At 53.0% G+C, this 11787-nt stretch carries 10 protein-coding genes; all 10 read left to right on the forward strand.

The features are described from left to right. Positions 1-37: 37 nt before the first annotated feature. The 10 genes from tilS to cysK all read left to right on the forward strand — a co-directional run bounded on the left by tilS (position 38) and on the right by cysK (position 11697). Positions 38-1480: a tRNA lysidine(34) synthetase TilS gene (tilS, locus tag NST69_RS31730; RefSeq protein WP_209879215.1), complete on the forward strand. Its 1443-nt coding sequence runs from the start codon at positions 38-40 to the stop codon at positions 1478-1480. A gap of 46 nt (positions 1481-1526) precedes the next feature. Continuing rightward, positions 1527-2066 carry a hypoxanthine phosphoribosyltransferase gene (hpt, locus tag NST69_RS31735; protein ID WP_036696450.1) on the forward strand — a complete coding sequence of 180 codons (540 nt, stop codon included), beginning with the start codon at positions 1527-1529 and terminating at the stop codon, positions 2064-2066. Between the two features lie 111 nt (positions 2067-2177). Further along, a complete protein-coding gene (ftsH, locus tag NST69_RS31740) occupies positions 2178-4223 on the forward strand; it encodes an ATP-dependent zinc metalloprotease FtsH (protein ID WP_339252695.1) in 2046 nt (681 codons plus the stop codon). Positions 4224-4469: 246 nt separating this feature from the next. Next, the gene (nadA, locus tag NST69_RS31745; RefSeq protein WP_036696456.1) at positions 4470-5408 is read left to right on the forward strand and encodes a quinolinate synthase NadA; all 939 of its coding nucleotides are present in this window, start codon (positions 4470-4472) and stop codon (positions 5406-5408) included. A gap of 39 nt (positions 5409-5447) precedes the next feature. After that, positions 5448-7064, forward strand: coding sequence for an L-aspartate oxidase (gene nadB / locus NST69_RS31750; RefSeq protein ID WP_339252697.1), 1617 nt, complete (start codon positions 5448-5450; stop codon positions 7062-7064). After that, the gene (gene nadC / locus NST69_RS31755; protein WP_339252698.1) at positions 7054-7926 is read left to right on the forward strand and encodes a carboxylating nicotinate-nucleotide diphosphorylase; all 873 of its coding nucleotides are present in this window, start codon (positions 7054-7056) and stop codon (positions 7924-7926) included. The genes nadB and nadC overlap by 11 nt, the downstream gene beginning before the upstream one ends. Then, positions 7926-8693, forward strand: coding sequence for a type III pantothenate kinase (locus tag NST69_RS31760; protein WP_036723925.1), 768 nt, complete (start codon positions 7926-7928; stop codon positions 8691-8693). Before nadC ends, NST69_RS31760 begins: the two co-directional genes overlap by 1 nt. Before the next feature lie 51 nt (positions 8694-8744). Beyond that, positions 8745-9629 carry an Hsp33 family molecular chaperone HslO gene (gene hslO, locus NST69_RS31765; RefSeq protein WP_342548054.1) on the forward strand — a complete coding sequence of 295 codons (885 nt, stop codon included), beginning with the start codon at positions 8745-8747 and terminating at the stop codon, positions 9627-9629. A gap of 9 nt (positions 9630-9638) precedes the next feature. Continuing rightward, entirely contained in the window at positions 9639-10583 is a 945-nt protein-coding gene (locus tag NST69_RS31770; protein WP_339252700.1) for a peptidylprolyl isomerase, read from the forward strand. A gap of 175 nt (positions 10584-10758) precedes the next feature. After that, positions 10759-11697, forward strand: coding sequence for a cysteine synthase A (gene cysK / locus NST69_RS31775; protein WP_339252702.1), 939 nt, complete (start codon positions 10759-10761; stop codon positions 11695-11697). Positions 11698-11787 lie beyond the last annotated feature (90 nt).

An 11787-nucleotide genomic window follows, 5' to 3' on the forward strand; every position in this document is an offset into this window, starting at 1 on the left:
GCAGGCCGTGTAAGGGATGGCAGGAAAGGAAGCCCCTATGGAGCACAGGAAGGAACTGGTGGAATCCGTAATGGAGGCTGCGGCTGAATATGAGCTGTGGGCGCCTCATGACACCATTGTAGTCGCAGTTTCCGGAGGGCCGGACTCTGTGGCTCTTTTGCGTATTCTGCATGAGATCTCCCTGACCCGGATGCCGCTGACGCTGATCTGCGCCCATGTCAATCACGGGTTCAGAGCCGAGTCGGTTGAGGAAGCAGAGCTGGTCCGGGACCTCGCGGCCGAGCTGGGCATTCCCTTCGAGCTGGGCGAATTCAATATTCCGTCCATCATTAAGGAGAGCGGGCTTGGCCCGGAAGGGGCTGCACGGGAGAAGCGTTACCAGTTCCTGATTGCTACCGCACACCGTTATCAGGCGCGCTCGGTGGCGCTGGCCCATCATGCAGACGATCAGGCCGAGACGGTGCTTATGCGGCTGCTGCGGGGGAGCGGGCCTTCGGGCCTTGCCGGCATGCGCTGGAAACGGACCGAAAAAAAGGTGGAACTCATCCGCCCCTTCCTGCGTATTAACAAAACGGCTCTTGTCGGCTTTTGCCGGGAGGAGGGCCTGGCTTATGCGGAGGATGCGACCAACCTCCTGACGCAGTACAAGCGGAATGCAGTCAGGCTGGAGCTGCTCCCTATGCTGGAGCAGCATAATCCGAGAGTGAGACAATCGCTTCTGCAGCTGGCTGAAATTGCCTCGGCGGAAGATGAATATATGGAGGCGAATGCGGCAAAATGCTTTGATGAGCTGGTTTTCACCGAGCATGGAAAATACACCTTGAAAAGAGCTGCCTTTGCGGCCATACCCTCCGCTTTACAACGGCGTTTGATTAAACTAATATTAAATTATCTGTCGGCGGATTCATCTTTCATGGATTTTTCCAAGATTGAAGCAGTACGCCGGGGAACGCTGCAGGAATACCCTACCGTCTGGACGCTGGATATGGGTGGCGGTTATGTCTGCGTGCGGCAATATGATACCATTGTGTTCTCGTCCAAGCCCTTGACCCGGCAGGTAAGCTATACATACCGGCTGTCTTTGACTCATCCCCGGATTAAGCTGATGGAGATAGGAAAGGTTATGACGATGAGGGGGCTTGAGGGGGAAGTTTTTTCTGCACAGGAGGAGGATTACGGGAAGAACTCGGCTTGGTTTGACGGGGACGATCTTGTCCTGCCGCTCACCATTCGTTCCCGGTTGCCTGGAGATACCATAAGGGTTATGGGATTAAACGGAAGCAAAAAGGTAAAAGATATTTACATTGATGATAAAATACCTTCTTCCGAACGGCCTGCAATTCCCCTCGTATGTGATGCACTCGGCAATATCGTCTGGATTCCGGGCGTAAGGCGCTCGGTGCATGCCGCAGTTGGGCGGCACACGGCCTCAGTTCTGCTCCTGACCCTGGAAGACATGGAACAGGGCGAAGAATCGTAATGGCCGAAGTAAGTCTTTCATAAGTATATCTTAGGAGGTTCGCAAGTTGCAGAATGATATTCAGGAAATCTTGATCAGCGAAGAAGAAATTCAACAAAGAATCAGGGAGCTTGGCGCCCAGCTGAGCAAGGAATATGCAGACCGCACACCTTTAGTGATTTGTGTACTCAAAGGTGCGTTTATTTTTATGGCGGATCTGGTTAAAGTGATTACAGTACCCGTTGAAATGGACTTCATGGCGGTATCCAGCTATGGCGGTACAACCAAATCATCCGGCGTAGTCAAAATCATCAAGGATTTGGACACATCGGTTGAAGGCCGTGATGTTCTGATTGTCGAGGATATTATCGACAGTGGCCTTACACTCAGCTATCTGATTGACATGCTGCAGGGGCGCAATGCCGCTTCTGTCAATGTAGTCACTCTGTTCGACAAGCCCTCGGGCCGTGCTGTGAATCTTGAAGCCCAGTATACCGGCTTTGTGATTCCTGATGCATTCCTCGTAGGCTATGGACTGGACTATGCCGAGCTGTACCGGAACCTCCCTTACGTCGGTGTACTGAAGCCTGAGATTTATACCAAATGAACTACCCGACAGCCTTAGATCTACGGATCACTTTTCTGGATTTCCTGACAATTTGAGGAGTCCGGTCAGGCTATGGTACAATAACTTGAGCGTTGCGAGAGGAGGTAGGGGATGAATCGGTTCATCCGGAATTCTGGTTTTTATTTGATTTTATTTTTAGTCGTGGTGGGCATAGTCCAGTTTGTGAGCAATGGAAATGAATCCGCCGATCTCCCTAGATATGACGAGTTGCGGCAGGAGATCTCGAACAATAATGTGAAGAGCATGACGGTTCAGTTTGAGGGGAATGCGTTTCTGGTTACTGGCGAATATAAAGAGCTGCCACCCGAAGCTAAATCGAAGAATTTCTCCACTTATGTTCCTCCTACAGACCGGGCCCTTGATGAACTTGTGGCTGCAAGCGATAAGAACGGCATAGAATTGAGTCAGAAGAAAATGGAAGGTGACAGCATCTGGCTGACATTCCTTTCTTCCATGATCCCACTGGTCATCATGTTCATCCTGTTCTTCTTCCTGTTCAATAATGCACAGGGCGGCGGCGGCAAGGTGATGAACTTCGGCAAGAGCAAGGCACGGTTATATAATGAAGAGAAGAAGAAGATCAGCTTCGAGGATGTTGCAGGGGCTGACGAAGAGAAGCAAGAGCTGGTTGAGGTTGTTGAATTCCTTAAGGACCCCCGCAAATTCGCAGCGGTGGGTGCCCGGATTCCGAAAGGGGTACTCCTTGTAGGTCCTCCGGGAACAGGTAAAACCTTGCTGGCCCGTGCAGTTGCAGGGGAAGCAGGCGTTCCGTTCTTCAGCATCTCCGGTTCCGACTTCGTGGAAATGTTCGTCGGTGTCGGCGCATCCCGCGTACGTGACTTGTTCGAGAACGCGAAGAAGAACGCTCCTTGTATTATCTTTATCGATGAGATCGATGCTGTGGGACGTCAGCGCGGCGCAGGACTTGGCGGCGGACATGACGAACGGGAACAGACCCTTAACCAATTGCTCGTTGAAATGGACGGCTTTGGCGGCAACGAAGGCATTATTATTGTCGCGGCTACCAACCGCGCAGATATTCTTGACCCGGCGCTGCTCCGTCCGGGCCGTTTCGACCGTCAAATTACGGTTGACCGCCCAGATGTGAAGGGCCGTGAAGCTGTACTGAAGGTTCACTCCCGCAACAAACCGCTGACCAAGGATGTAAGACTTGACGTTATCGCCAAGCGTACTACCGGCTTCACCGGTGCCGATCTGGAGAACCTGCTGAACGAAGCGGCATTGCTTGCTGCACGCCGTAACCGCAAGGACATTACGATGCGTGAAGTGGATGAAGCGATTGACCGTGTCATCGTCGGTACCGAGAAGCGCAGCCGCGTCATCAGTGACCGCGAGAAACGGATTGTCGCATATCACGAGGCAGGCCATACCATTGCCGGCTACTTCCTTGAGCATGCTGATGTGGTTCACAAGGTTACCATTATCCCGCGCGGCCGTGCCGGCGGATATGTTATTATGCTTCCTAAGGAAGACCGGATGATCGTAACCAAGCAAGAGCTTCTGGATAAGGTTACCGGATTGCTTGGTGGACGCGTTGCTGAAGAAATGTTCATTGGCGAAATCGGCACAGGCGCTTACAGTGACTTCCAGCAGGCTACGCGCATTGTGCGTGCGATGATTATGGAATACGGAATGAGCGATAAGCTTGGGCCCTTGCAGTTCGGTGCAACCCAAGGCCAAGTCTTCCTGGGCCGGGATATCGGACATGAACAGAATTACAGCGACTCCATTGCTTATGAGATTGATCAGGAAATGCAGAACCTTATCCGCAGCAGCTATGAGCGCTGCAGAGAGCTGCTGACCAAGCATTCCAAAGAAATGCACCTGATTGCCAACACCCTGCTTGAGAAGGAAACGCTGGAGCTTGATCAGATCACAGAATTGATTGAGCAAGGCTACCTGAGCGAGGATGGCAAGCCAGAAGAAGGCGACGCCATTACCAATGAAGCGGGCGAGCCGATCATTGATTCCATCGGTGATGTGCGCGTCCGGATTCAAGGCAAAACTGGCGAGGAATCCCCATTAGACCTGTCCAAGGATATTCCGAACAAGCCAGACCCTGAAGAGGGCAACGGACCGGATGACGGGAATAAGGGCGGCGGAAGCCTGGTCTAAGCTGTATCGCAGCAAATTATGTAATCTAGCCCGGAGAACCACTGGTTCTCCGGGCTTTTCTTTTAAAATATAAGAATGTATATGTTTCACACGGCAACTTGTCCTCCGGTTTCTCTCTGAAACAGAGCACCCGCTTGGATTGACAGGGGGTGGAACGTTGTGTACATTAGTGAATAAATATTAAATTTATCATTTATAAGAAATGTACTGGCGGCAAGCCATGATGACATAAGGGGGAGACTGACCGTGGAAGCTCTGGCGCTTGAGCGCAAGCAGGAACAGAATCGTGAACTTCGTGTGCGCCTCGAACAGCTTAAGAAGGAACGGAATGCTATTATTCTGGCTCATTATTATCAGCGTGATGAAATTCAGGAAGTCGCCGATTTCAGGGGAGACTCGTTTTTGCTGGCCCAGAAGGCAGCGGAGACAGAGGCAGATGTAATCGTATTCTGCGGCGTTCATTTCATGGGGGAAAGTGCCAAGATTCTGGCACCGAACAAGACGGTCCTGATTCCTGACGAACGTGCAGGTTGCCCGATGGCTGACATGGTCAATGTGGATGGGCTGCGCAAGCTGAAGGCCCAGCATCCGGGTGCGAAGGTAGTAACCTATATCAATTCCTCTGCAGAGATCAAGGCGGAGACAGATATTTGCTGCACCTCAGCGAATGCGGTGAAGGTGATCGAATCACTCGATGCTGAAGAAATCATCTGGGTGCCTGATAAGAATCTGGGTCAATATGTGCAGGATCAGACCGGCAAGAAGCTGATTATCTGGGAGGGCTATTGCAATACTCATGACATGCTTACCGTCAAGGATGTCATGGAGATGAGAGCCAAATACCCGGAAGCTGAATTTGTTGTACACCCCGAATGCCGCCCGGAAGTCGTGGCAATGGGGGACTATGTGGGCAGCACTACCTCAATTCTGGAATATTGCCGGAAATCGGACCGCCGGCAGTTTATTGTGGGTACTGAGGATGGAACCGGGTATCAGCTGCGGCTTGACAGCCCGGATAAGGAGTTTCATTTTGCCACCAAATTCCTGGTATGTCCTAATATGAAGGTAAATAATTTGAAAAAGCTGGTCAAATGCCTGGAGACGATGAAGCCGCAGATCTATGTACCGCCTGCAGTCGCCGACAAAGCCAGAACATCCTTAGAGCGCATGCTACAAGTCCGGTAGCATGCGCTACTCTTTCGTTGAAACAGGTGAAAAGCGGTCATGATTCCACAATATTTGGTTGATTTTGATCTTCAGGGACTTCCTGTAGTTAAGACAGACTGCCTGGTCATTGGTTCCGGTATTGCCGGGTTATTCACAGCGATCAAGGCCAGCGAAGACCGGAAGGTTATTATGATTACGAAGAAGACCGTAATGGAGAGCAACACACGGTATGCCCAGGGCGGAATTGCGGCCGTCATTTCGGAGGATGATTCGCCGGCGTATCACCGTCAGGATACCCTGATGGCCGGCGCGGGACTGAACTCCTCTGCGGCTGTGGATGTGCTGGTCAATGAAGGGCCCGAAGGCGTCCGCGAACTGATCCGGCTTGGCACGATTTTCGATAAGGAGAATGGTGTACTGGCCTTAACCCAGGAGGGGGCACATAGCCACCGCCGTATTTTACATGCAAATGGGGATGCTACAGGATATGAGATTGTCCGCGCACTCGCTGAACAGGCTGCCCGGCATGAGAATATTGAGACCTGGGATGACCATTATGTCGTTGACCTGATTACGGAGGACGGAGAGTGTCTGGGAGCGCTTGTACAGCGGCCTGATGGCGGGCGGTTATTCCTGCAGGCAGATGCAACAATCCTATGCTCCGGCGGAGCAGGACAACTATACCGTTACACGACCAATCCTGAGGTGGCCACCGGAGACGGGGTAGCCATTGCTTATCGTGCCGGTGCCCATATCCGGGATATGGAGTTCATTCAGTTTCATCCGACAGCACTCAGCTATCCTGGCGCTCCGCGCTTCCTGATCTCGGAGGCTGTGCGGGGAGAAGGCGCTGTGCTGCGGAACATTAACGGTGAGCGGTTCATGGAACGTTATCATGAGCTGCAGGAGCTGGCCCCGCGGGATATTGTTGCCCGTGCCATTGTAAGCGAGATGGAATTGACCAAATCCACCTTTGTCTATCTGGATATTACGCATGAACCGGCGGATATGGTTAAACACCGCTTCCCGACCATTTATGCAACCTGCATGAGCTACGGGCTGGATATTACAAGTGACTGGATTCCGGTGGCTCCTGCTGCGCATTATATGATGGGGGGCGTGAAGACCGACCTGAGCGGAGAGAGCACGGTTGCCCGCCTGTTTGCCTGCGGTGAGGTATCATCTACTGGTGTGCAGGGTGCCAACCGGCTGGCCAGCAACTCCTTGTCGGAAGCTGTTGTGTTCGGCCGCCGGATCATTGAACGAATCCGCCAGCTTCCGCCGCTTGACCGGGATAACCTATCGGTAACCTATCATCAGGCAAGGGTAGAAGCTCCTGCACAGGCAATTGTAGAACGGCGGTTGAAGCTGCAAAAGGCTATGGTGCGGTACGCCGGACTGCGGCGGAACCGGGAAATGCTGAACAAAGGCTTGGATGAGATAAAGCGCCAGCTGCCGATTTTTAAGACCAAGCTGACAACACGGGAAGAATACGAGTTCGCCAATATGCTTACATGCTGTCTGCTGATCACTGAATCGGCCCTGGCACGGGAGGAGAGCCGCGGTGCGCATTATCGTGAGGATTATCCGCTGCGCAGTGACGCACAGTGGCAGAAGCATCTGCTCCAGATTCGCGAACTTGGAATAGTGGAGGAATTAAGTGATGATGTTTAACGGATACAATGAAGATCTGCTTAAAGCTATTAAGGGCTGGCTGCAGGAGGATGTCGGCTCGGGGGATATTACTACCCGTACAACCATTCCTGCCGGGCATGAGTCCAAGGGAATCATCCACGCCAAGGAAGACGGGATTATTTGTGGAATCCCCGTGGCCGAGCTGGTATTCGAAGTTGTTGATCCTGGGCTTGTATTCACGGCGCTGGTCCAGGAAGGACAAGCTGTCTCCAAGGGCACTGTGATTGCTGAGGTAGAAGGCAGCACTCATGCCATCCTGACTGGTGAACGGCTTGCCCTCAACTTGATGCAGCGTTTATCCGGTGTGGCCTCGCGCACAGCTTCTTTTGTAGAGAAGCTTCAAGGGCTGCCAACCCGCCTGGTGGATACCCGCAAGACCACACCGGGTCACCGGATGCTGGAGAAATATGCAGTCCGCATAGGCGGCGGAGCCAACCACCGTTACGGTCTGTATGATGCGGTAATGATTAAGGACAACCATATCAAGGGGGCCGGCGGCATCCATCAGGCAGTAGGGCGTGCCCGTGCCAATATCCCGCACACCATGACCATTGAAGTAGAGACGGAGAGTCTGGAGCAGGTAGAGGAAGCGCTGGCGGCCGGAGCGGATATTATTATGCTCGATAACATGTCCCCTGAGCAGATGGCTGAAGCCGTGAGAAGAATCCGGACCAAGGCGAAGCATGTCACCATTGAGGCATCGGGCAATGTATCTCTGGAGACGGTCCGGGGCATTGCTGAATCGGGTGTGGATGTGATTTCGGTAGGACGGCTGACGTATTCCTTCGCGAGTCTCGATATCAGCCTGGATCTGAATGGCAAGAAGGAGGGAGCCCTCTGATGATACTTGTCGTCGATATCGGCAATACGAACATTGTGCTGGGCGTCTACCGGGGCAGTGAGCTGCTGCACCATTTCCGGCTGAGCACTGCCCGCGGGTCCACTGTCGATGAATATGGTGTGATGATTCATAATCTGTTCAGCATGTCGAATCTCTCGTTCAGGGATGTCGAGGGGGTCATCATCTCCTCGGTTGTTCCGCCGCTCGTGCAGGTCATCGTAGAGATGTGTGTCAAATTCATCGGCAAGGACCCGCTCCTTGTGGGGCCTGGTATCAAAACCGGGCTTAATCTGCGTTATGAGAACCCGCGCGAAGTGGGGGCGGACCGGATTGTGAACGCGGTTGCGGCGATTGAGCAGTATAAATGTCCGCTTGTCGTCGTTGATTTCGGCACGGCAACCACCTTCGACTGCATTGATGCCGGGGCCAACTATCTGGGCGGTGCTATCGTGCCGGGTCTGGGCATTTCCACGGAGGCCCTCTATCTGCGGGCATCCAAGCTGCCCCGGATTGAGCTGGAGAAGCCCAAGAAGGTAATCGGGCGCAATACCGTACATGCGATGCAGGCAGGGATCATTTTTGGCTATGCCGGTCAGGTTGAGGGTATCGTCAGACGCATCAAGCAGGAGATGAATGCTCCCGTTCTCAAGGTTATTGCTACCGGAGGGCTGGCCTCACTGATTGCCAGTGAGACAGAATGTATCGATGAGGTGAATCCGATGCTGACGCTTGAAGGATTGCGCATTATTTACAACCGTAACAAATAATCATAAAGATGAACCTATACAGAAGAGAGAGATAGGAGGAGTAGGCACCCAATGGATAATAAGAAGGACCGGCTGGTCCGGGGGACGGCGATGAACGGAAGAGTCAGAGCGTTCGCTGTCCGTACCACAGAGCTTGTCGATGAATTGCGGCGCAGACATGATACGTATCCGACGGCTACGGCAGCGCTTGGACGTACGGTTACTGCCGCAGCTATAATGGGAGCCATGCTCAAGGGGCAGGAGAAGCTCGCGATTATGGTCAAAGGAAACGGTCCGCTCGGGCAGATTACGGCTGAATCCAATGCCCTGGGAGAAGTTCGCGGCTATGTGCGCAATCCGCATGTTCATCTGCCAAGCAACAGCACGGGCAAGCTGGATGTTGCAGGGGCGGTAGGCACGGAAGGCTTCATTGATATCAGCAAGGATCTGGGGATGAAGGAGCCGTACCGCGGCAGTGTGCCTATCGTTTCAGGAGAGCTGGGTGAGGATTTCACCTATTATTTTGCCCTCTCGGAGCAAACGCCTGCTGCTGTAGGACTTGGAGTGCTGGTGGAGACCGATAATTCAGTCAGAGTTGCCGGAGGCTTTATTATTCAGCTGCTGCCCGGGCTGACCGATGAGGAGATTACCGAGGTTGAGCAAGCGGTTGGAGCCATGCCTTCGGTTACGTCCGTGCTGGATCAGGGGCTTGAGCCTGAGGAAATGCTGAGGCTGCTGCTGCCGGATGCTGTGATCATGGATGAGCTGGAGGTCCGATTTGTATGTCAGTGCTCACGGGAACGGATTGAGCAGACTCTGGTTAGTCTGGGTGAGCACGAGCTGGAACGGCTGATCGAAGAAGATGATACGGCAGAAGTTGTCTGCCATTATTGCAATGAGAGCTATGTATTTAACAAGGATGAACTGCAGGTAATCCTCGATCAAGCGAAGTCATAGGGCTATGAAATGGTGACAAGACAGGAGCGCGCGCTGCGCAATGCCGTTATATTACTTGCTGTGGCAACGCTGGTGCTGGGAGGGCTATTATTCTGGAGCCTGCGTGCCATGGCACTGCTGAAGGCAGAGACGGCTGAAGGAGAAGCCTCGGATGTCGCTGCTGCCGGAGGACAGCCGGTCACGGAACAGGAATGGATAGAGGAGCTTCAGAAGAAGCACGGGGAAGAAGTGCTGCTGGGCATGCTGAATCATATCGTGGTGGGCAAGGAAGCCGCAGCGCTGGGAATTATGGTCACGGATGATGAGATTGAACGGGAACTGAAGCGGGGAATGTCCGGTTACAGCTCGGAGGAGCAATATTATCAGCAGATGCAGTCTGAGCTTGGACTATCCCGTCAGGAGCTGCGTGAGGAGACGGCATACCGGCTGACGCTCCAGGCCATAGCAACGGCCGGCATTGCGGTCAGTGATGCGGAAATTGATGATTATCTGAAGCAAAATAGCGAGAGATTCATGCCCCGCAAGCAAATGCAGCTCTCTATCATCCAGACCTCCACCTATAACGAGGCCAGTACAGTGATGGACCGCCTGGAGCGGGGTGAGGATTTTGCAGTGCTGGCCCGTGAGGTCTCGATCGACGAGGAGAGCCGCCAGCATGGCGGCAGTATCGGAACGGTCGAGGAGAAGGACCCGTTCTGGCCTGAGGAGCTGCTGGAGACAGCAGCCGGGCTGGAGAATGGCGATATCGCAGGACCGCTGCAGGTTGACGGGGGGTATGCTGTGATCCGTCTGGAGAAGCTGATTGATCCTGTGAAGCCGGATCAGGAGGAACTGCGGCGGATGATCGGCCAGCAGCTGAGACTGGAGCAGGCAGCGCCCTTGCAGCAGGTAGAGCGTGAATTACGGGCCAAATATGATACAGCAATATATATTGACAACAGCCTGCAAGATTGATAATATGAAATTAAATATAAAACCTACTGATTTAGTCGGAAATATTAAGCGGTACAATTACAACTGTTAGTTACCCAGGCATTGTGAACCGGGAGCTACGGTAATATATGCTGATAGCATTTGTCATAAGTTTCCGCACCCTAATTCATTTATCATTCCAAGGAGGTTTTTACTCATGGCTAAAGTCGTCAACAGTGTAACAGATTTGATCGGTGGCACACCGCTCGTCCGCCTGAACCGGATTGTTCCGGAAGGCTCGGCAGAGATCTTCCTGAAGCTGGAATACCAGAATCCAGGCTCCAGTGTGAAAGACCGTATTGCCATCAGCATTGTAGAAGAGGCTGAGAAAGAGGGCTTGCTGAAGCCGGGTGGCACGATTGTAGAAGCGACCAGCGGTAATACAGGGATCGGCCTGGCGCTTGTGGCAGCTGCCAAAGGCTACAAGGCCATTATTGTTATGCCGGAAACGATGAGCCTTGAACGCCGCAACCTGCTGCGCGCTTACGGCGCTGAGCTCGTATTGACTCCGGGATCAGAAGGAATGAACGGTGCGGTCAAGAAGGCTGAGCAGATTCTGAGCGAGAATCCGGATTATTTCCTTGCGGAGCAGTTCAAGAACAAGGCTAACGTGAAGATCCATCGCGAGACCACTGGACCGGAGATCGTTGAAGCGATCGAATCCGTAGGCGGCCCGCTGGATGCATTCATTGCCGGTGTCGGCACAGGCGGAACGATCAGCGGTGCGGGTGAAGTGCTGAAGAATCAATATCCGGGCGTGAAGATCTATGCGGTAGAACCTGCGGCTTCACCGATTCTGGCTGGAGGCAAACCGGGCCCGCACAAGATTCAGGGTATCGGCGCTAACTTCGTGCCGGAAATTCTGAACCAGGATATCTATGATGAGATTATTCATGTTGAGAATGATGAAGCGTTCGAAACTGCCCGCCGCGTAGCCAAGGAAGAAGGCGTGCTGTCCGGTATTTCCTCCGGTGCGGCTGTATTTGCTGCACTGAAGGTAGCGAAGGAACTTGGCGCAGGCAAGAAAATTGTTGTCATCATCCCAAGCAACGGCGAACGTTACCTGAGCACGCCGCTCTATAACTTTGAAGTATAATTGCTGAGAATTCAGCTCTTACGAAGAGCCTGCCCTATCCGCTTTCACAGGGATACCGCAGGCTCTTTTTTCGGATAATAAGCATTTATA

Origin of the sequence: Paenibacillus sp. FSL P2-0089 (genome assembly GCF_038595095.1) — a bacterium.
Lineage (GTDB): Bacteria > Bacillota > Bacilli > Paenibacillales > Paenibacillaceae > Paenibacillus_AQ > Paenibacillus_AQ silagei.